General features: G+C 44.4%; 14 protein-coding genes. 12 read left to right on the forward strand and 2 right to left on the reverse strand.

All coding sequences use genetic code 11. The features are described from left to right. Nucleotides 1-282 precede the first annotated feature (282 nt). Nucleotides 283-1,656, forward strand: a complete 1,374-nt coding sequence (gene tolC / locus GTW09_RS10245; protein WP_163111798.1) for an outer membrane channel protein TolC — start codon at nucleotides 283-285, stop codon at nucleotides 1,654-1,656. A 240-nt stretch (nucleotides 1,657-1,896) separates the two neighbouring features. Next, on the forward strand, nucleotides 1,897-2,724 hold the full coding sequence (locus GTW09_RS10250) for an ion transporter (RefSeq protein ID WP_071978607.1): 828 nt from the start codon (nucleotides 1,897-1,899) through the stop codon (nucleotides 2,722-2,724). Nucleotides 2,725-2,829: 105 nt separating this feature from the next. Here the strand turns inward: GTW09_RS10250 and prsT are convergent, their stop codons facing one another. Further along, nucleotides 2,830-5,616, reverse strand: a complete 2,787-nt coding sequence (prsT, locus tag GTW09_RS10255; protein WP_163111799.1) for an XrtA/PEP-CTERM system TPR-repeat protein PrsT — start codon at nucleotides 5,614-5,616, stop codon at nucleotides 2,830-2,832. A 226-nt stretch (nucleotides 5,617-5,842) separates the two neighbouring features. Here prsT and GTW09_RS10260 point away from each other — a divergent pair, with 226 nt between their 5' ends. The 3 genes from GTW09_RS10260 (at nucleotide 5,843) to GTW09_RS10270 (ending at nucleotide 10,229) form a co-directional block, all read left to right on the forward strand. Further along, on the forward strand, nucleotides 5,843-7,615 hold the full coding sequence (locus GTW09_RS10260; protein ID WP_163111800.1) for a DEAD/DEAH box helicase: 1,773 nt from the start codon (nucleotides 5,843-5,845) through the stop codon (nucleotides 7,613-7,615). 117 nt (nucleotides 7,616-7,732) lie between these two features. Next, nucleotides 7,733-9,118: a siroheme synthase CysG gene (gene cysG / locus GTW09_RS10265; protein ID WP_163111801.1), complete on the forward strand. Its 1,386-nt coding sequence runs from the start codon at nucleotides 7,733-7,735 to the stop codon at nucleotides 9,116-9,118. Between the two features lie 115 nt (nucleotides 9,119-9,233). Beyond that, a complete protein-coding gene (locus GTW09_RS10270) occupies nucleotides 9,234-10,229 on the forward strand; it encodes a hypothetical protein (RefSeq protein ID WP_239059342.1) in 996 nt (331 codons plus the stop codon). Between the two features lie 70 nt (nucleotides 10,230-10,299). On the opposite strand, the gene GTW09_RS10275 is transcribed toward GTW09_RS10270, so the two are convergent. Beyond that, the gene (locus GTW09_RS10275; protein ID WP_071978604.1) at nucleotides 10,300-11,697 is read right to left on the reverse strand and encodes a PhoH family protein; all 1,398 of its coding nucleotides are present in this window, start codon (nucleotides 11,695-11,697) and stop codon (nucleotides 10,300-10,302) included. 492 nt (nucleotides 11,698-12,189) lie between these two features. On the opposite strand from GTW09_RS10275, the gene GTW09_RS10280 reads away from it, so the two are divergent. From GTW09_RS10280 to GTW09_RS10310, 7 genes are all read left to right on the forward strand, one after another. Further along, a complete protein-coding gene (locus GTW09_RS10280) occupies nucleotides 12,190-13,167 on the forward strand; it encodes a DNA topoisomerase IB (protein WP_163111802.1) in 978 nt (325 codons plus the stop codon). A 130-nt stretch (nucleotides 13,168-13,297) separates the two neighbouring features. Continuing rightward, nucleotides 13,298-16,123: an RNA polymerase-associated protein RapA gene (gene rapA / locus GTW09_RS10285; protein ID WP_163111803.1), complete on the forward strand. Its 2,826-nt coding sequence runs from the start codon at nucleotides 13,298-13,300 to the stop codon at nucleotides 16,121-16,123. Then, a complete protein-coding gene (rluA, locus tag GTW09_RS10290) occupies nucleotides 16,123-16,854 on the forward strand; it encodes a bifunctional tRNA pseudouridine(32) synthase/23S rRNA pseudouridine(746) synthase RluA (protein ID WP_163111804.1) in 732 nt (243 codons plus the stop codon). Before rapA ends, rluA begins: the two co-directional genes overlap by 1 nt. Nucleotides 16,855-17,049: 195 nt before the next feature. Continuing rightward, nucleotides 17,050-17,952 carry a DUF3530 family protein gene (locus GTW09_RS10295; protein ID WP_163111805.1) on the forward strand — a complete coding sequence of 301 codons (903 nt, stop codon included), beginning with the start codon at nucleotides 17,050-17,052 and terminating at the stop codon, nucleotides 17,950-17,952. A gap of 142 nt (nucleotides 17,953-18,094) precedes the next feature. Beyond that, nucleotides 18,095-18,418 (forward strand): hypothetical protein, encoded by a 324-nt coding sequence (locus GTW09_RS10300; protein WP_163111806.1) that lies wholly within the window; start codon nucleotides 18,095-18,097, stop codon nucleotides 18,416-18,418. Between the two features lie 262 nt (nucleotides 18,419-18,680). Beyond that, nucleotides 18,681-20,042 (forward strand): AmpG family muropeptide MFS transporter, encoded by a 1,362-nt coding sequence (locus tag GTW09_RS10305; protein ID WP_163111849.1) that lies wholly within the window; start codon nucleotides 18,681-18,683, stop codon nucleotides 20,040-20,042. A 173-nt stretch (nucleotides 20,043-20,215) separates the two neighbouring features. After that, nucleotides 20,216-22,162, forward strand: a complete 1,947-nt coding sequence (locus GTW09_RS10310) for an ankyrin repeat domain-containing protein (protein ID WP_163111807.1) — start codon at nucleotides 20,216-20,218, stop codon at nucleotides 22,160-22,162. The last annotated feature ends 8 nt before the right edge of the window (nucleotides 22,163-22,170 follow it).

Below are 22,170 nucleotides of genomic sequence, written 5' to 3' on the forward strand. Positions count from 1 at the left end.
TTATCATGTAGTCTACATTTGCATACCACACATGTATACGCGTGAAAAACGCGACAATTTAAATGTTTAAATAACAGAAAACTCAGGTTACAAGTCGTTTATATAAAAATAATGAGCGTGGGTAGATCACATATTCTGTTACAGTTAAAGCAATACTGTTACGAGTTTGGACTTTTGGTTTGTGGTTGAATTTTCATACACTTGGTTTTAACTAGTCGGCACTATCGATTACAGTAGATAGGGTGAGCCGACACAACTCGAACACTACAGGAAAACGTAAGCATGAAACGAACACTTCTATCGCTGGTAGTCGGCATGTCGATAACCACGGGCGCGATCGCAGATGACCTAATGCAGGTTTATCAACAAGCACTCGCCAACGACCCGCTGGTGAACCAAGCGAAAGCGCAACGCAATGCAGCGTTCGAAGGAATAAGCATTAGCAGAGCTAATCTTCTTCCTCAAATTTCAGGCTCGGTACAGTACAGTACATCTACCTCTGAGCGTGCGCAAACATTGGGTTCTGATGCAGACAATCTACAAATTGTTGTATTTGAAACCGACGTGGATAGCTATAGCTATGGTCTACAAATGTCGATGTCGCTTTACGACCACGCCAACTGGCTTGGCTTAAACCGCGCTGAAAAAGTAGCGGAACAAAGTGATGCACAGCTTGCCTCCAGTATTCAAGACGTTATTGTACGCACAGTCACCGCTTATTTTGACGTGCTTCGCGCCAGAGATAATGTTGAATTTGTTGGTGCTGAAAAACGCGCTATTGAACGTCAGTTAGAACAAACTCGTCAGCGTTTTGAAGTAGGGCTTACCGCCATTACTGACGTACACGAGGCGCAAGCTAATTTCGATCGCACAGTGGCACAAGAAATTCAGGCTAAAAACGAGCTTGAATTTGCCCTAGAAGCTCTTCGCGTTATTACTGGTAAATACCACGACAAGCTGTTTGGCCTGAATACAGAGAGTTTTTCTGCCTCCATGCCAACGCCGGCAGACGTGACTACTTGGTTAGAAACTGCTGAAGAGAAAAACCTTGCGTTGCTTGTAAATCGCTTCGCTATGGATATTGCAAAAGAAGACATTTCTATTGCGCGCTCAGGGCACCTTCCAACGCTCTCGCTATCAGCGAACGCCACAAGAAGTAAAGATGAGATTGAAAACCCGGTACTGCAGTTTGAAACGCCATACTTAAACAGCCAATCTATCAATGTGTCGCTTAACGTACCTATTTACCAAGGCTCACGAGTGACCTCTCAAACAGACCAAGCTAAATTTAACTACGTTGCAGCGAGTCAAGCGACAGAGCAGACTTACCGTCAAACCGTGCAGTCGGTGCGCAGTTCATTCAACAATGTGAAAGCAGCCATATCTACTATTCGTGCCTTAGAGCAGTCTGTTGTTTCAGCAGATAGCGCATTAAAAGCTACAGAAGCTGGGTTTGATGTAGGTACACGTACTGTGGTTGATGTACTTGATAGCACCCGCAACCTGTTTGATGCACAGCGTAACCTTGCTGGTGCACGATACGACTTCGTGCAGTCGGTCATTACACTTAAGCAAGCAGCAGGAACCCTAACAGCAGAAGACGTTGAAATGATTAATCGCGGCCTAAAGCCGGTGGATATGTCATCAGATAGCTAATATAGCTAATGCTGTAACGAGCAGAACCTAAAGGGCAGCATTTTTTGCTGCCCTTTTTAATGCCCCTAATGTCTCCTCAAATACTATGTGGCAGGTTGATTTTGCTTGCATAGCACCTATCTCATCATCCATCATACTGCCGCTTCAGCTGCAGCCTAATTAGTCGTGCTATTAAGCAGCTGTGCTAGTACCCAACCTGAACATCCTTAATCATTGTTCGATATAGAGTGATTTAAAAAGATGCAAGCTTCTGCACTACAGAATAAATTTGAACGCATTCGAGCCAATAAATGGTTTGAGATATTTGTGGTAAGCGTCATTGTGGTTTCTGCGCTGCTCGTTGGCGCAAAAACTTATGAATTACCCAACGGTATGGTCTCGCTTACGGTGTTTCTAGACTGGTTTATTAGCGCTTTCTTTCTTACCGAAATATCTATTCGCTTTCTGGCAGAAAAGCGAAAACTGCACTTTTTTAAAAGCTTTTGGAATTGGTTCGATACGCTGATTGTGGTGATAAGTCTTATTCCCGCTGATGACGCAGAGCTTGCACTTATTGCACGTTTAGTCAGGGTGTTTAGGGTACTTAGGATGATATCCATCATTCCAGAGCTGCGCATTTTGCTGGTGTCACTGGTAAAAGCGCTACCTCAGCTTGGCTACGTTATGCTGCTTATGTTTATCATTTTTTATATTTACGCAGCTGTTGGCAGTACGTTATTTGAAAACATTAACCCTGTTTTATGGGGTGATATTACGATATCCATGCTCACGTTGTTTAGAGTAATGACGTTTGAAGATTGGACTGATGTGATGTACGAAACGCAAGAGGAATACCCGCTAAGCTGGATATACTATCTTACATTTATCTTCTTTACCGCGTTCGCATTTCTTAACATGGTCATTGGTATCGTAGTAAACGTAATGGAGCGTGAGAACGAAAAAGCACGGGCAGAAAAACAAGCAGAGCTGCTCGCCGAGCTAAAAGCTCAGGGCAATGTAGAACCAACACTAAGAGATGTAATGGCCGAACTTAATGATATAAAAGCGCGGTTAAATCGCTCGGAATAATAGCCATTATTCGCTAATGATTCGGTTAAAAATAAAAAGCCACTTCAACTGAAGTGGCTTTTTACGCGTTACAGAAATAGCAGTGCTTATACTTTTCTACCCATATTAGCCATTACTGGCAATACCAAGCGCTTTTCTCAGCTCAGCTGCTTTTTGCTTTAAGTCGTCACGAGTGAACTCACGCGCTTGCAATCTGCGCTTAGCTAAGGCCGTTTTATCCAGCTCCACAAGAAGCTCCACATGGTTCAGATACACCTCTTCATTAGGAATATCGCGGGTGGCTATTTCTTCATATAACGAAAGGGCTGCTTCATTATCGCCTTTTGCTATATAAATTTGTGCCAACGTATCTACGGCATCGGCATTATCGCTACGTAAGGCTACAGCTCGTTTAGCTAACGTTTCGGCCTGTACTAAGTTATTATCTTCGAAAGCTAAATACGCCAAGTTATTCAGGGCGACAAAGTTATCCGGCGTTTGCGTCAAAATGGCTTCATACGTTGCTAGTGCCGCCGCTCTATCTTGGCGAATCTGGCGCTCGGCTAACAGCATACTGCTCGATACGTCTTTACTGTTTTCAGCTACATGTTTTTCTAGAAACTTAAATGCCTGCTCGGCCTTACCCGACATTTCATACGCTGCTACCAGCAGCAGCGCGTTGTCTGAGTTAGGCGTAGCATCATATGCTGCCTCTGCATGCTCTACCGCTTCAGCAGGTGCATTATCAATAAGGTGTAAGCGCGCAATAATGCCGCGTACAAACGGCAGCTCTTTTACGCTATCTGCGCTGTTATTAATAATGCTCCACGCTGGCTTGCTTTGACCAATGCGGCTATGAAAGTAGGCTTTCAATAGACTAATTTGCGCATCTGGACGCTTGTCTAATACTCTGCTTGTTAGCGCCACGCCTTGGGTAAACTGCTTTTGCGAGTCGAGAATAAGCAGCTTGCCTAACACCGCACTTTTGTCTTGTGGATAGAATGACAACCAGCGATCAAAAAAGGTTTCTGCATTTTTCACGTTGTTAGCTGCAATCAGTGCCTGACCTTTAATATTCCAAAACGCCATAGGCGTTTCTTTATCCCCTTCAACGTCAGCCAGCAGCGCTACCGTTTTATCAATGGCGTTGTCAAAGGCATATAGCCTAGCCAATAACAAGCGCATTTCGATGGCATCTGGAGCACTATCTAGCTGCGCTTCAACGTGACTTACCACCGGTGCCACTGCATCGTTTTGTGCAGCAAGCGCATACCACATAGTAAGTGCTCTAATATCGTTTGGATTTTCATCGATAAAGGCGCGTATAAACGCAGTAGCAGACTCGTTGTCATCTTGTGCAATAAGCAGCTGCGTACGGGCATAAACGAGCTCATTCTCTGCACCTTCACGAGTACTGGCGTCGTCAAAATAAGCGGCCGCTTTATCAAACTCGCCCTGCGCTGTAGCAATGGCACCTAAGTAAACAAGAGGTGTAGCATCGTTAGGAGACTGCTCAAGCCAATTACTAGAGGCATCTTTGGCTTTATCGAGCTGGTTAGTTGCAATATAGGCACGAACTAGGGTGCTTTGCGTGGTTGCCGATTCAGGCGCTTGATTTACTGCCTCTTCTAAATTCACCAGCCCAGCTACATCGTTAAGCGACAGCTGAAGTACGCCTAAACGCGCAAGATCCTCGGCAGACGTACTGATTTCTTCTGAACGCTCGACCATTTGCTTAGCGCCCACGACGTTGCCGTCTATTAGCAATTGATAGCTTGCCTTTGAAAACAGAGCCGCATCGGATGCCGCTTCACCTTCCACCCGCTCTAAGATCTCGAGTGCGTTATCGTTTTCACCGAGTTGCAGCATGCTGTCTGCCAGCATACGAAGGCCTGGATGATTATCGGGTAAACTAGACGCAATCATAGTGAGATGACGTTGAGCCGACTCAAAATCTTGTATTTGATAGGCACTAAACCCCGCAATTAAACGAACAACTTGGTCACTTCTGCCATTTTGTACCGCAATTTCTAATCGCTCTAGCGCCTCGGCATAATTGCCTTTGGCAGACTCAATAATTCCCTTGAACGTGTTTAGCAATGGGTGTGTATCATTAAGCGCCAACAGCTCCTCTACAATAGGTTCGGCGGTGTCAAGGGCTCGCAGTTCAATCAGTAATGCGGCATAAGCAAACTTGCTTGCCGTATCGTTTGGATAACTTTTTATATAGTCCCCATAAACTACCGCGGCCTTCTCAGGCGTACCGTTTTGTAAATACAGTTTGGCAAGCTGCTGCAAAACATCTTTATTGGTTGGAGCTTGCTCTCGCAGTGCTTCTGTTGCCGCAATGGCAGCTTCTGCATCGTTGTTTAAAACAAACACATAGCTGTCGATTAAGCCTTTATACACCGAGCTGGTGTCAAGTGTGGTTAAGTCGGCAATAAGTGCTTCTGCTTCTTCGCGCTTATCTAACTGCATGAGCGCCTGCAGTTTATAAAAGCCCACCTCTGCCGATTCAACCGCTGTCATTCCCTGAGCGCGATAATCCACTTCAGACAGCGCGTTTTCGGCTCCCGACTGCTGGTAGGCTTTTGATAGAAGAGGAATAACTTCACCTGCGGCATAGCCTAACTCCAGCGCCTTATTCAATTCTTTTTCTGCCGCAACAAAATTGTTTGTTTCTAAATACAGCTTTCCAAGCTCGAATCTAGGCTCTGGGGCATTTGGAGATTTCTGTATTGCGTTCTTATATTCAACTACTGCTGCGTCGGGCTGCTGCTCTGAGACATAATTACGGGCGTCGGCTAAATGACTTTCCATAGATTTTTCGCTGCACCCAGACAAAAGAGCTGTCAGTAGCAATACTGCCACCGTAGAGCGTTTAAAGATTTTATTTGAATTGTTCTTACTCATTGTAATTCCCTGCTCTGTCTCGAAAATTTTGGCTTCTATTTAGCTACTAAGTGTAAGCCACTTCCAAAAACTGGTTATTATTTCAGCATTATTGTGCAATTTCATGGCAACCTGCCCATTATTCGAATATAATACGTTTTTTAGCAATACTGCAGGCACACTTCAACGTTTTTAGGCGTTACTCACGTATGCCGCACCCTCCTTACTTTTAACATCAGGACCCTTAATGACAACAACTGTCGACATGACATTTAAAGACCTAAATTTACCAGAACCTATCTTACAAGCCCTTGAAAAAGTTGGCTACGAGAAACCGTCACCTATCCAAGCTGAGAGTATTCCACTTTTGCTTGAAGGTCACGATTTACTCGGTCAGGCACAGACAGGGACAGGAAAAACCGCTGCGTTTGCCCTGCCCATGTTGGCAAATATCGATCCTGAACAACGTAAGCCGCAATTACTGGTATTAGCCCCAACTCGTGAATTAGCGATTCAGGTTGCAGAGGCATTTCAGGTTTATGCGAGCTTTAGTCAAAAAATTAAAGTACTTCCAGTATATGGCGGTCAATCTTACGATAACCAAATTCGTCAGCTAAAACGCGGCGTTCAGGTTGTGGTAGGTACACCAGGTCGTATCATTGACCATATTAAGCGCAAGACATTAGATTTAAGCGAACTTAAATTTCTTGTGCTTGACGAAGCTGATGAAATGCTTCGTATGGGCTTTATTGATGATGTAGAGCTTATTCTAAGCCACGCACCTGCTAAACGTCAGACGGCGTTATTCTCAGCAACAATGCCTGGTCCAATTAAGAAGATAACACAGCGTTATCTTAACGATCCTAAGCACGTAAAAATTGCGTCTAAGGTAAGTACTGCCAGCACCATTCGCCAGCGCTACTGCCAAATTGCGCCTCATCACAAACTTGAGGCACTAACGCGTATTATGGAAGTCGAAAAATTCGACGGCATGATCATTTTCGTTAGAACCAAAACGGCAACGGTAGAACTAGCAGACAAGCTTTCAGCACGCGGATTTGATGTAGAACCGCTAAATGGTGATATTCCACAATCTGCCCGTGAGCGCACGGTTGATAAGCTTAAGCAAGGTAATATCGACATTTTAGTAGCAACAGATGTTGTTGCTCGTGGTCTTGACGTTGAGCGTGTGAGTCACGTTATCAACTACGACATACCCTATGACAGTGAATCGTATGTTCACCGTATTGGTCGTACAGGCCGTGCCGGTCGTCAGGGTGATGCAATACTGTTTATTTCTCACCGCGAAAAGCGTTTGTTATTCTCAATTGAGAAAACAACTAAGCAGCCTATTGAAGTGATGCCTATTCCTTCAATTAGCGAAATAAACCAGACCCGTTTGACGCGCTTTAAGCAGTCGGTAATGGAAGCAACGCAAGACGATAGTATTGAATCTTTGATGCCAATTGTCGAAATGATCAAAGACGAGAATGAAGCTTCTCCAGAAGTACTTCTTGCAGCAATGATCAAAATTGCTCAAGGCGATGAGCCATTGATGCTTAAAGAAGGCGATCGTCCAGACCTTAACAGCAAGCCGCCTCGCGATAGTCGTGAGCGCAATGAGCGTGGTGGCCGTGAGAGCAGAGATAGAAAGCCAAGAGCGCCTCGTGGCAATCGCAAGCCAGACGAAGGTATGCAGCGTTTTCGCATTGAAGTTGGCCATGTGCACGGTGCTAAGCCGGGTAACATCGTTGGCGCCATTGCAAACGAAGCTAACATTAACTCGAAGAACATTGGTGCTATCGAGATTTATGATAACTTCAGCACGGTAGATTTGCCTGAGGGTATGCCGAAGGAAACTCACTCTACGCTTCAAGCAACTCGTGTTGCAGGTCAGCGCTTAAATCTGCGTGAATGGTCGGATACACCACCACCAAAACGTGAAAATCGCGGTGAAAGACCAAATCGAGCACCTCGAGAAGATCGCGGTAATCGTGATAACCGTAAGCGTAAGAACTAAAAAACAACTGTAAACGCCTTTATATATCAATATGTAATATGAAGGCTGTTTTCGTTGTTTCTAAAAAAGAAGAATTGGCGCAAAATAGCGTCAGTTCTTTTTTTTTATGTGCTCCCTATGGATTACTTTCCCTTATTTTTAGACGCTCGCTCGCTTAACTGCCTTATTGTAGGTGCAGGTGAAGTGGGGGCTCGAAAGCTCGAGCTTATTATGAAGACCCCCGCCACCATTACCGTGGTGGCCCCTTGGGTGTGTGATACGGTAAAAGCGTTGGCGAAAAACGATAAAGTTACTCTTATCGAAAGAGAATTTATCGATAGCGATTTAGCACATAAAGACATGGTGTTTATTGCTACCGACAAACCTGAAGTTAACCAATATATTCACGATTTAGGCCGCGCCCAAAAAGTGTTGGTTAACGTTGTGGACAATACGCCGTTGTGCCAATTTATTACGCCTTCTATTGTCGATCGTTCCCCTATTATTATTGCTATGAGCAGCGGTGGCGTGGCCCCTGTATTGCTCCGCTATTTACGTCAGAAGCTAGAAACCGTACTGCCTGCCAACCTCAGCAGGCTTGGCGCATTCTCTGAGAAGTTTAGAGATAAAGTAAAACAGGCACTCGACGGTGTGACTGCCAGACGCTACTTCTGGGAAGATGTACTCGACGGTGACATTGCTGAGATGGTTGAAAAAGGGCAAGACGAGAAAGCAGACAAAGCTTTCGACATAGCCCTCCAAGCGGCGGCAGAAAACAAAGAAGTCACAGGGCAAGTGTATCTTGTGGGTGCAGGTCCAGGCGATCCAGATCTACTCACCTTTCGCGCATTGCGCTTAATGCAAAAAGCCGACGTGGTTGTTTACGACCGCTTGGTCTCCCCTCAAATTTTAGAATTAGTGCGACGGGATGCCGAAAAGATTTATGTGGGTAAAGCCATGAGTAACCACACACTGCCTCAAGATGATATTAATCAGCTCATGGTTGATGAAGCGAAAAAAGGAAATCGCGTTGTAAGGTTAAAAGGCGGAGACCCGTTTATTTTTGGACGAGGCGGCGAAGAAATTCAAACTCTTATTCAGCACGGTATTGAATTTCAGGTGGTACCTGGCATTACCGCCGCCAGTGGCGCATCAAGCTATGCGGGAATACCGCTTACTCACCGCGACCACGCTCAATCGGTAGTGTTTGCTACAGGTCACTTGCGAAACGGTACCATCGATTTAAATTGGTCCGCATTAGCGCACCAAAATCAAACGGCTGTTTTTTACATGGGGCTTACTGGTCTGCCGGTAATCTGCGAAAAGCTCATTCAGCACGGCTTACCAGAAACTACACCCATTGCACTAGTACAGCAAGCTACCACAGATGCTCAGAGAGTACTTATCGGTACACTATCCGATATATGCGAGAAGCAAGAAAAGGCGCAGCTTAAGCCGCCCACCTTGGTGATAGTTGGTACCGTTGTTAGTTTGCATAATGAGTTAAACTGGTTTCAACAGTAGCTAAGCTAAATTCTACCTTGAATATTTTTATACAAAGAACATACTCAAATGGCAGGGAAGAGAGCTTTCCCGCTCGCTAAATTGGCTTTGTATAGAAAAATGTTGGTAAACCACTATGCGCGAACGCACCGCCGTTAAACTATTACGAGGGCTTGTGACATCATTGGCTGCATTGGTAATAGCAGTGGCAACAAGCTTGTGCATCAATGTTAAGGTTAGTGCAGAACAACTCAACTTTGCCACTTCCAATAACGGCGATAGCGTTACATTCAACTACCAATGGACAGATAGCAAGCAAGTGGTTCATTCGGTGAGTTTTGAGTTGCCACGAGAGACAATTAAACAAAACCCCACGCTTCAACCGAATTACAAACCTAAAATAGCCCAGCGCTATGTCATGGTGGCGCTATTAAAAGAATCTCAAAAGCTTAACCCTAAAGAGGCCAAAGTAAGTCTTAAACGTCAGCAGGACGGTATTGATATTAAGGTCACGTCACCAAGCGAGGAAAAGGCTGCCGAGGTGCTAGAGAACCTTCAAACTGTGCAGCAAACTGCATTTAACACCTATTTAGATGAACATTACTACACTCGCTTCTCCACAATCTTTAATCAGCGCGCGGTAAAACCCGATCACCTTCGTTATATAAATGAGTCGGTTAAGCCTATGGTGCCAGTATCTCAGGCGTTTTATGAAAAATTAGCCCCTCAATCTAATTCGCGAGACTACTTTGCCCTGCTGCTAAGTTGGATCCAAAGTATCCCCTACAATGCCATGGAAGACAGAGTTGCAAGCAACGGTTCCGGGTTTGTTCCGCCGATAGGTTTATTGCTTCAAAACAGTGGTGACTGCGATAGTAAAGCCGTTTTGGCATCTTCTATGGTGAGAGCGTTTTTACCAACCACAAATATGATCATTGTTTTCCTCCCCAATCACGCGCTTTTAGGCGTGGCTCTAACGCCTATGGTCGACGATGAAACTATTGAGTTTGAAGGTAAGAAATACGTGCTTTACGACCCCACTGGCCCTGCGCAAATCCCCTTTGGTCAGGTATCAGAGAGTACAAAGCAATTTATTGATACGGGAAGGTTTCAAATTGAGCTGGTAAAATAAAGAAAGCCCGCAATGGTCACCTAAATAGCGACCATTGAGGGAAATACTTAACGCTATCGGTCGAGAGAACTTATAAATTCTCCTCGGCGAAGCTTGCTAGACGACTTCTTACCACGCCATCTAAGTTGATAGTGGCACTGCCTGAGAAGTCTTTAAACTTCTCAACCAAATACGTTAACCCCGAAGTAACGGCACTAAGATAGTTGCTGTCTATCTGCGCTAAGTTGCCCCCTACGATAAGTTTGGTACCTTCGCCACAGCGGGTAATTATAGTTTTCAGCTGAGATGCCGTTAAGTTTTGCGATTCATCGAGAATAACGATGGCGTTTTGAATACTGCGACCACGCATAAAATTCACCGATTTATACTGAATGTTCGCTTTTTCCATAATGTAATTCATCGACCCTTTGGTATTCTCATCATGTTTGTGGAGCACTTCCAAGGAATCAGTGATAGCCGCCAGCCAGGGCAGCATTTTTTCTTCCTCCGTACCGGGTAAAAAACCAATAGATTCCGCAATTTCTGGCGTGCTGCGGGTTACAATTATCTTGTCGTACATGTTGCGCTCTACCACCATTTCAAGAGCGGCAGCCAACGCTAACAGGGTTTTACCACTTCCAGCAGGGCCGGTAAGAATAACCATATCAATATGAGGGTCTAACAAGGCGTGTAATGCCATACCCTGACCGATATTTTTAGGAGTAATTCCCCACGCATGTCGGCTCATAAGTCGCTCGTAACCTAAATCGAGCACTTCTATATTGTCGCCAGATATCTCTTCAACAAGTCCGGCAAACTCTTTGCTGTCATCAAGCAAGAACTCATTAATGTAGGCCTCGGGCAGTATAGACTTGGGCACCGTATGTATGGTGTCTCGGCCCTCTGTGCGGCTATCCACACTTTTCACATTATCCCAAAAGTTGCCCTCGAAGGTATGAAACCCTCGGGATAAATATTTAATATCGGTGATTAGCTGATCGGTACGGTAGTCTTCGACATGAGCAAGGCCAGCGCCCTTCGCTTTTAAACGCATATTCAAATCTTTTGTAACCAGCACTACCTTTTGAGGAGCGAAGGTTTTTTGAATATGTAGCGCAACATTGATAATACGATTGTCGTTTTCATTGCTGGTAAAAACCTGCTGCGCTTCAACCATATTTAAGTCAGCAAAAATAGATAACTTCCCAGAAGGGGCTGTATCTCCTGCGCCTAATCCTTCCATTGATACGCCTGCCAGCATCTCTTCTGGTGTGGCATCGTGAAGAAGGTCTTCCATGGAGCGAATTGACACTCGAGCGTCGCGAGCAACGTCTTTTTTGCTGTCTTTAATATAATCGAGTTCCTCTAGCACCGTCATTGGAATGACAACGTCGTGTTCTTTAAAAGAGAGAAAAGCATGAGGTTCGTGAAGCAAAATGTTGGTATCGAGGACGTATATTTTTGTATCGGTGGCGTTTTTTCTTGGCATCCTTTACTCCGTAAAATATGGCCAAGCCAGCCAATGAAAACCATGGCCAGCAAGCTACAGTTCCACCACTAGAAGGATGTCGTTCGAAACAGGACCATCCCCCTAATCGCGTCGACTGAGAAGCAGTCAAAAATAAACTGCCTCGCGCGTTTTAGCACGGCTAGAACAAAATCGTGCAAACGCTTAATTCCACCATAATCTAGAAATCGAGAATTCGCACTGTTTTTATATTTTTTTCTCCATTTAGTTTCGATATGAGCCCTTGTAAGAATTGGCGATATAGAAAAATAAATGTGCATTTTTAATCTTTACAGTGCCGGTAAACGTTTCAACACACACGTAATTGAACAAAAAATTGGCTTACAGAAACTGTGCTGAACAAGCGTTATAGCAAAAGCGCAGTGGGAAAACATCCAGATAAAAAACGAATAGCGTTAACTGGTGATAATCAGCCCGCCTCAGCCCGTAAGCAGGACAGGATGTGAACTTGAAATGGAATTGATTTATGTTGACGATAACTTACCCGGCATTACTAGGAAGCGTAAAAACGATATGTGGCTTTATTTCGATCCGGTTGGCAACAGAATAACAGATGACAAGATTATCCATCGATTAAACGCATTGGCGCTACCTCCCGCTTATAAAGACGCTTGGTTTTGCCCAGAGGAAAACGGCCACATTCTTGCCACAGGCATCGACAGTAAAGGCCGTAAACAATACCGTTATCACCCAGAGTTTAGAGCACAACAAGAAGAGAAAAAATACGAGGCTTGCGCGGTATTTGGTAATAAGCTTCCCTTGTTAAGAGCTCGCCTGATATCTGATCTGCAGGGAGATGAACTTACCGTTGAGCGCACAGTAGCGGCAATTGTCAGGCTCATGGACTTAGGTGCGCTTAGGGTTGGCAATGAACGCAATGTAAAACTCAATAAGAGTTTTGGCGCCACTACGTTGCGAAACCGTCACGCCAAGCTTACTGGTAAAAATATCCAGCTTAGGTATCGTGCAAAATCGGGTAAGGAGCGAGAGGTAAATATAACGGATAGAGTGCTAAGCCAAGTGATTAAAGCGCTTCAAGACCTTCCCGGTCAGCACCTTTTCCAATACATCAGTAATGGCGAGCGAACCAATGTTTCCTCCAGTGAAGTGAATAACTATATTCAGCGCATTATGGGAGAAGAGTTTAGCGCCAAACACTTTAGAACGTGGCGAGCAAGCACAATTGCATTTGAGCAACTCGCGAAAGCTAGGGGAAACCTTACGTTAACGGCTATGCTCGATAGCGTCGCTAAGCAACTAGGCAACACGCCCTCTATCGCCCGTAAATCTTATGTTCACCCTGCGCTAATTGATTTATGTAAAAAAGATGAGGAAACTCAAAGGGCATGGCGACAGTCTCTCTCTTTACCTAGAAAAACGAAATACTTAAGCCGCTATGAACGCGGGCTTCTCGCATTTTTAAAAGAATGACTCAAAATTGCGCGATATTTTCTTCATTTACCGAAAATTTCGTGCAGCAGTGATCAACACACCCTAGTATTAATGACTTATCACAACGCAATGCGTACAATACCGCCCCCGCAAAAAAGGTTGGTGATTTATGAGTTCAGACAGTCAATTTTCTATTGGTCAGCGTTGGTTAAGCAACACGGAAACCGAATTGGGATTAGGCGCCATTATTGGTGTTGATTTTCGTTCAGTTGAAGTTTTGTACCCAGCAACTGGCGAAGCGCGCATGTATACCAAACAAGAAGCGCCTTTAACAAGACTCATATTTGATATTGGCGATACCGTTAAGAGCCAAGACGGCTGGGAAATGACAGTAACTGAAAAGGAAGAGAGCCAAGGGGTATTCATTTATCACGGCTTACGAGAAGACACCAAGGCTCAGTCTCGACTTCCTGAAACTATGCTCGACCATCATATTCGCCTTAACCAACCTGAAAAGCGCTTATTTAGTCAACAACTAGACCACCCCAAATGGTTTGATTTACGAGAAAGCGCCTTACGCTATCAGTATGACTATCAGCGTTCGAATACAATTGGCGTAGCTGGCGCGCGTATTTCACTTATTCCACACCAATTACATATTGCTTCTGAAGTGGGTAGCCGTCATGCGCCGCGAGTGCTGCTTGCCGATGAGGTGGGGCTGGGTAAAACCATTGAAGCTGCGCTTATTATCCATCAGCAAATAAAAACTGGACGAGCATCTCGTATTCTAATTTTAGTGCCAGATTCGCTTATGCATCAGTGGCTAGTAGAAATGTTGCGCCGTGTTAACTTGGCGTTTGCTATCTTTGACGAAAGCCGCTGCGAAGCCTTAGATGAAGAAGGTATTAATCCCTTCGACAGTGAACAGCTAGTATTGTGTAGTATCGACTTCTTAAGCAAAAGTGAAAAACGTCAGCAGCAGGTTGAAGATGCGACTTGGGATTTGATGGTTGTAGATGAGGCGCATCACCTTTCATGGTCTCAAGAAGCACCGTCTCAAGAATATCTTTGCGTAGAAGCACTCGCTAATACGACACCAGGTGTATTGCTGCTTACGGCCACACCAGACCAATTAGGTCACGAAAGTCACTTTGCCAGACTGCGTCTATTAGATCCTGCGCGCTTTCACAGTTATGAGAGCTTTTTAACTGAAGAGTCTCAATATAGCCAGCTTGCTGATGCAGTAGCTCCACTTCTTTCAGATGCCGAGCCAAATGAGAAACAGCGTACAACGCTATGCAATTTTGCGCCTGAGGTTATGGAGCATGCGGGTGACTTATCCACCTCACAAAACAGGCACGCCTTACTGCACCAGCTTATCGACTGTCACGGTACAGGACGTATGCTGTTTAGAAACCGTAGAGCGAATATCGAAGGTTTTCCCGAGCGTAAACTTTCGGCGTACGAACTTGCCTTACCACAAGAATATGAAGCCGCCGTTGAAAGCGATGACTTGCTGGTAGCTCTTTATCCGGAGCGCACGCCTAGTGTAGTGAACAGTTGGACCAAGCTAGACCCTCGCGTGAACTGGCTGATGGACTTCATGCAGGACATAAAACCAGAAAAGATATTGCTGATTTGCGCCAGCGCTCGCACCGCGCAAGAGCTAGGAGAAGTCATTCGCACGCAAACCGGCATACGACACAGTGTATTTCACGAAGGCATGAGTATTGTTGAGCGCGACAAAGCGGCGCACTACTTTGCCGACGAGGAAGAAGGCGCACAAATTTTGCTGTGTAGTGAGATAGGCAGCGAAGGGCGTAATTTCCAATTTGCCCACCATCTTGTTTTGTTTGACTTGCCTATTACACCAGACTTGCTTGAGCAGCGTATAGGTCGCTTAGATAGAATCGGACAAACTCACACAGTGAATATCCACGTGCCTTACCTGGCAAAAAGTGCTCAGCATGTGTTGCTAGATTGGTATCACGAAGGCTTAAACGCGTTTGAAAAAACCTGCCCCACAGGCTCTGGCGTGTTTGACGATGTAAAACCGTTACTAATGAACGCATGTTTACACCCTAGCGACATGACGGTACGCGACGAACTCATTAATTTGAGCGTAACGCTAAACAGTCAACTTGTTGCTCAACTTGAAGCGGGCAGAGATAGGTTGCTAGAGCTTAATGCATCTGGTGAAGGCCGTGTCGAGCAGTTACTCGAAGATATTATTGCACTTGATAGCGACCAAGATTTATCTCGATTCATGGGGCGTGTGTTCGACGCTATTGGCGTTCAGCAAGATGAAAAAGGCAACGACTGCTTTATTTTAATGCCAACGGAACAAATGGTGAGTCAGCTACCAGGCTTAGATCCTGAAGGCATGACAGTAACGTACAAGCGACGTGTGGCAACAACGTTGGAAAATGTCCAGTTTTTGAGCTGGGACCACCCGTTAGTTCATACCGCCATCGATGCCGTGCTTACTGACGTACACGGCAAAAGCAGCATGGCCTTTATTGCAGACCCTGAGCTTCCCAAAGGGGCATATTGGATAGAGGCATTGTTTGTTCTTCATGCTCAAGCGCCAAAAGCATTGCAGCTCGGTCGATTTTTACCGCAAACGCCGGTAAGAGTGTGCCTTGATGCACAAGGCAATGCCGTAGATTTAACATTTGATGTTAAGCGTAAGGTCAATCGTAAGATTTCAGCTCAGCTGCTCAAGGCGCTACAACAACCTCTTAGCATTGCGATTGAGAAAACCCGCTCGCTAGCTCATCAGCAAGCTAACCAAAAATTACACGACGCGCTCAATACTATGCATACAACGCTCAATGATGAAATTCAGCGGTTAAAAGACTTACAAAAGCGCAACCCGGCTGTACGCGACAGCGAAATTGAGTTTATTGAACAGCAAATGAACGCCCTTGATAAAGTGATACAGGGCGCAGATGTGCAGTTTGATGCTATTAGAATTATAGTGAATAACCCGTAATGGCCAATCCAGCGTTCGTCTATAACCCACCATATCACCCCTATCTCAATTTTTTATATAGAGATGATTTTATGGTGGTGGCATTAAAACCCAGCGGATTACTGAGTGTACCCGGCAGGCTTGAAGCCCACAAAGACGCACTCATTACCCGCGTTAATAAAGTTCTGCCTACTGCGACTGTAGTGCATAGGCTCGACATGGCTACGTCGGGCATTATGGTTATGGCGCTCACAAAATTCAGCCATCGCGCTATTAGCAAGCAATTTGAGCTAAGAGAAACGAAGAAGCGCTACTTTGCCCGGGTCTACGGGCACGTTGAAAAAGACAGTGGCGAAATAGATTTGCCTCTTATTGTTGATTACCCTAACAGACCCAAACAAAAGGTTGATCACGAGTACGGCAAACCTTCAGTAACTCACTATGATGTAATAACGCGCTCTACAGACAGCGAGAATCGCCCGTTTACGCTAGTGTCACTTCGCCCCATTACGGGTCGCTCTCATCAACTCAGGGTGCATATGCTATCTCTTGGCCATCCAATACTTGGAGACCGTCTTTATGCCCATGACAGGGCATTGTCGATGGCAAACCGTTTACAGCTGCATGCAGAAAGTTTAAGCCTGAAACACCCAAAGTCGAACAACTGGCTGAATTTTCAAAGCACCATCCCATTTAGCGACTTTAAACCGACGCCGCTTACTACTTTTGCCTCGGTGCACCTCGCCAAATAACTCATGAACGCAAACATCTGAAAGCGAAATGGCTGAAACGCTGCAGCCCACAGATTTGATAAACTTTACCGAGTAGCTGCCGATATACTATTACCCACTCAGTAAGTATTGAAGACATACTAGCTGATACCGAAAGTTCTCGACAAGTAAGCTGAATTTAAAGGTTTCAAAGTTATGCAAAGGTGCACTGCTATCATGTTGTCTCTGCTAGCGCTAGGCGCAATGCCTTTTGCTGCCTGCGCAGACTACTTTACTGATATCAGTCATGGCTTTGCACTTGGCGAAGTACAAGAACTTATGGTTGGCGAGCAAGTCGCACCAATTATTGAAGTTGAATCGCAAACGCCGCTTTCTCAAGGCGTTGCAATTATTCTTGTTGAGCCATTTTTGTCTAATTTTTCACTGGCACAAAGCAAAGAACTGGCAGATTACCTTTCACAGAAAGGCTGGCATGTAGTAATCAGCCCGTTTAATATGAGCATGATGCCACTGTCTGAAGAAACGGCCAGTGAGACAACTGACGCGCCCTCATCGGCCACAGATCCTTCGGATGCTGCATCAAGCACGTCGAATAAGGAAGGTAACCCTGGCTCAAATAACGTTTCAATTCATCCTCGAAGCACAAATTTAACCCAGTATTTCGATTTTGACGACACCACTCAACAGCTTTCCACCCAGCTCTTAGCGCTCAACAACAAGCTTCAGAACGTGCAAGGCTATCGCCTAGTAATTGCTCAAGGAATGATTGCAGCAGCGTTTTTAGATGCCACTAGTAAAAATAGCAACTTTGAACCCGATAGCTTCATCAGCGTTTCTCCCTATTGGCCTCAACATACTGTTAACAGAGGTATAAGTGAGCTTATAGCCTCCAGCACGTTCCCGGTTTTAGACCTTTCTATAAAGGGACTTAGTGACTGGGAAAGCAAAACCGTTGTTATGCGCAGGAATCGTGCAAAAACTAGCCTAAAGCTACACTACCGGCAAATTATCCTCCCTTCATCCAACTCAGTCTTTAGTCTAAATCAAAATCAAAAAACCCCTTACATTCAACTGGTTGCAAATAACACAATTGGCTGGACACGCTATTTAGGCTGGTAATTTTTTGCATTCACCACTAGTCTAAATTGATACGCAGATCAATTACCTATCTGAATCTCCGCAAAAAGTAACCCGGGTTTAAGAGCAGTTGCAATGTTATGAACTATAATACGCTCAGTAGTAAGAAAACGGTTGGGGTCTTATGACTGTGACAGAATTTGTTGATAGCAAGTCAAAACAGTTGTGTTTTTATCTAAAAGCTTTTTGGAACGAAGGCTTGCCGGTAGAAGAGCTCGAATTGTTTTTTTGGGACTGCATGGAAGAATGGGGGCAAGTCGACTGTACTCTCACACAACCTTACACCGAAAAAGAGCGTGTATTTTGGCATGTGCTGCATCAAATTCATTACTGGAATGATGACAAACTAAAAAACGACCAGATATTGATTGATGAACTCACTCATTGTGTCAGCTTTTTAGAAAACGCTGGAAAGTGTCCTATAGACTGCGTTGGAATACGACCTTAACCCCTACTCTTTTATTGTCATCAATGAGTCCACAGCACACCTTGTTGTAGTTTGAGCCTCTTTAAACTCGTAAATTCCACTTCCTCAGTTGCTTGCAAAAAATTAGTAATCTCGAAAACCCTTTATCTGAAGCTTTTTTGTAGAAAAACTCTGCCACCCATAAAAAGTGCTGACGCTGTTTTCAGCTTTCTGACAGAGGTCATTGGTTGTACGTGTTGCCATTTTCCCCTTTACATGGCTCAATACACAACTTGATTCTCTGATGGGCAATATTTTGCTAGGCGCTATAAAAACATATAACGACAAACGCTTTTTAAGCATTTTTTGCTTTGGTATTGCAAGTGGTTTTCCATGGATAATGATAGGCTCTGTGCTGTCAGCCTGGCTAAAAGACGACGGTCTGTCTCGCTCGGCCATTGGATTATTCGGCATTATCTTTGCCACTTACTCAATCAACTTCTTGTGGTCTCCACTGGTGGATAGACTAAAACCACCGATTTTAGGCCAGCGAAAAGGCTGGATTTTTTCCATGCAGATTGGCATCGTTGCATGCTGCATAGCCATGTCTCAACTCACCACTTCGTCTCATCTTTTTTACATCGCGCTTGTAGGGCTTTTCACTGCCATTTTTTCAGCCACTCAAGATATTGCTATTGATGGCTTTCGCATAGACTGCATTGCCGAAGATGATAAAGACGGTATGTCTGCAGCCTCTTCCGTAGCAACTGCGGGTTGGTGGACAGGCTATGGTGGCTTGGGCGCCATTCCTTTTTTCCTTGCAGATCTGACTGATTGGAGTTGGGCCAACATTTATTTGTTGCTAGGGGTATTAATGGGCGTGCTTGCTGTAGCTACGTTACTGGCCAAAGAGCCGGATATCGACAGAGATGCACTGTTTGACCGCATAGATTCTAATGGAGCAGGCACTGGCTCTGTAGACTCTAATGCCGGCGTCAAAGATAAAATTTCACGCTGGTTAAAGAGCACATTAGTCAGCCCATTTTCTGAGTTTTTTGCTCGAAATGGAGTGAAACTAGCGCTTTCCTTCTTATTATTTATTTTTCTCTTCAAAATAGGTGAAGCCTTTCTCGGGCGCATGAGCATTGTTTTTTATAAAGAAATTGGCTTCACTAACAGTGATATTGCTACCTACTCAAAACTGCTGAATTGGTGGGTAACTATTGTATTTTCCCTGTTAGGGGGAATTGTAAACATTCGCTATGGCATTTATCGCGGCTTAATGGTGGCGGGCATCGCTATGGCAGCGTCTAATTTACTGTTTGCAGTAATAGCACAAACAGGCCCTTCCACCTCATTACTGGCCTTCACCGTGATTGTAGACGGTTTTACGGGAGCTTGGAGCACGGTAGCCATGGTGGCGTTTATATCGCTACTGTGTAATCGCGCCTTTAGCGCCACACAATACGCCCTAATGGCATCCTTAAGCGTGGCAGGAAGGACATTTGTCGCTTCAAGCAGCGGAATAGTTGTGGACAGCTTGAACGGAAATTGGAGTCTGTTTTTTATACTCACGGCGGTAATGGTGATACCAAGCTTGGTGTTTCTCTACAGCATTCGAGAGCATATTAAAAACGTGCAGAATCCGTTAGCGCCGAGAACCTAGAATGTATCCATTCACTGGTACGGTTACAAATACTATTAAGCTATAGTGGAGCTTCTGATTAGAGAAGTTCAAGTGTTCGTAAACAAACTTGTTAGTGGCTCTATACATCAATGGGCATCTGCTAAGAATGCACTGCTGGTCGAAGGGAGATAACTCATGGAAGGAGATAGTTAATGCCTAAACGCGATGGTAAGTTTTTATTCTTGTTTTTACTCTTGTTTTTATTCGCAATACTCTCTTTATTTTACGTATTTACCGTTACCGAGCCGGAAAGTAAGATAGAGGAACGCTCAGCAAAGAACGAGCAACCAGAGCGATACAGTAATAAAGAACAATTTTTCAATAAAGCAGTGTCACCTCATGACCAAGCTGAAGACCTATCAATACATTTATGCGAAGAGTTTAATCAAAAAGTAAAGAGAAACACGCGTCAATCAGTCCAACAGCAGTTGAAACCTCTGCAATGGCAAAGACATATAAAAGCGGGTTACTCTACAAATGAGATAATTGCTGCCATAGACTATTTAGGCTCACCAAATGCAGCGTTAAACATTGCTATTCAAGCCCAAAAAAATGCTTCAAAGCATGCCGAAGATAACCGGAAGTTGTACGACTATATTGAGAATGTCGCGCCAGATTTACTTGTCTCTTCACCTTTTATATTTTCTGTAAAGGTGCCACAGAATGCACTAGCAGGTTACACGTCATTGTCCAAAGTAGAAAGACAACGCATACTCGAGGACACCTCTGTAAACGTCGATGACGTGGCATTCTTTATGGCTGATGATTCAACAACTGATGACATGCTATTCGAACTAATAGCTGCCCTTGACGATCCAAACGATGTTGTTGGTTATTCTGGGTTCTCGCATACCACATCACTCCTTGACTATGCGCTTTTTCGTCGCAGTGCTGAAATAGTAAATTTACTGTTGGATAGAGGTGCTAACGCTACACAACAAATGTACGTAGGCGGAAGCTTAGACTGGGCTTTAGCTCGCATACACTACGCATATGTAGGGGAAGACGAAGGAAAGTGGCTGAACATAATTAAACGCTTAATTGAAAAAAACGCCACTGCTCAATTAACAGAGCAAACCTATACTCAAGTTGTTGGCGGCACTCCTGCGTTTAGCTATTCGTTTAATGAAAGCGAAATCAAAGCCTTCATTGAAAAATACAATGTAGACCTGACTACTCTTGAAACCGCACCATTGTTTTCAGCAAACAATCATGATCGATTGATAAAAGACATTGAGAATAAAGCATCAGCAGATGTTAAGGCAGCACTTAATATTGAAAATTTAGCGCTACGCCAAGCTGACTGCAACGCTTTACTGACTGAGTTTCAATTAAAATGGTCGCCTAAGCATGCAAAAGACTTTATAGAGAAAGCGCGTTTGATTGTAGGTGACAACCCTAAGCCAATAGAAGACATGCTCAAAGGTATTGACCCTGTGTTGGTCGATGAGTATCGAAAAAACAGCCTGAAAAATATTAGGAACATCGATTTAATAAGCGAGAAACCACTTCATATCGATCTATCCAAATTTGAATCCATGTATGCAGCGATTTTGCATTTCGAAAACATGCCTCTTACGGACTCACAAAAAAATTATGTCGTAGGCCGTTTTGTCAGTTCATATCCAACATCCTACGCGCTCCTTCTTAATTCATCACTGATGGTAGAGCCTTTGCCATTGAGAACGTTTGAATTTAGGGGACTATTGAGCAAAGCATCTTTACAAGCATTATTTAATGCAGGGGTAACTAATAAACTTCAGGATGAATCAGGAAAGACGTTACTGCATTATGTTGCGGAAACTGGCGATATTGAACTGATTGATTTTCTCTATGAACATAACCTCCCATTCAAAACAGGAGTTGGTGCCGACCCTCTTCACTACGCGCTCGACGCATCAAACAAATACTTTAAACCAGAGCTCGCACTTAACAAAATAAATGCGTTGATGGCATACAAACCAACAATTGATGAGTATCACATTCACCGTATGGCGCTTATAAAGATGAAATATCCTGAGCTTTACCAAGCAATCACAAGTTCGCATCCAGGCTTAGAGGCGGATGAAGGTACAAAGGTTTACAACATAATCCGCTGAGAAAAGAG

This window comes from Alteromonas hispanica, from assembly GCF_010500915.1.
In the GTDB taxonomy this organism is placed as follows: Bacteria; Pseudomonadota; Gammaproteobacteria; order Enterobacterales; family Alteromonadaceae; genus Alteromonas; species Alteromonas hispanica.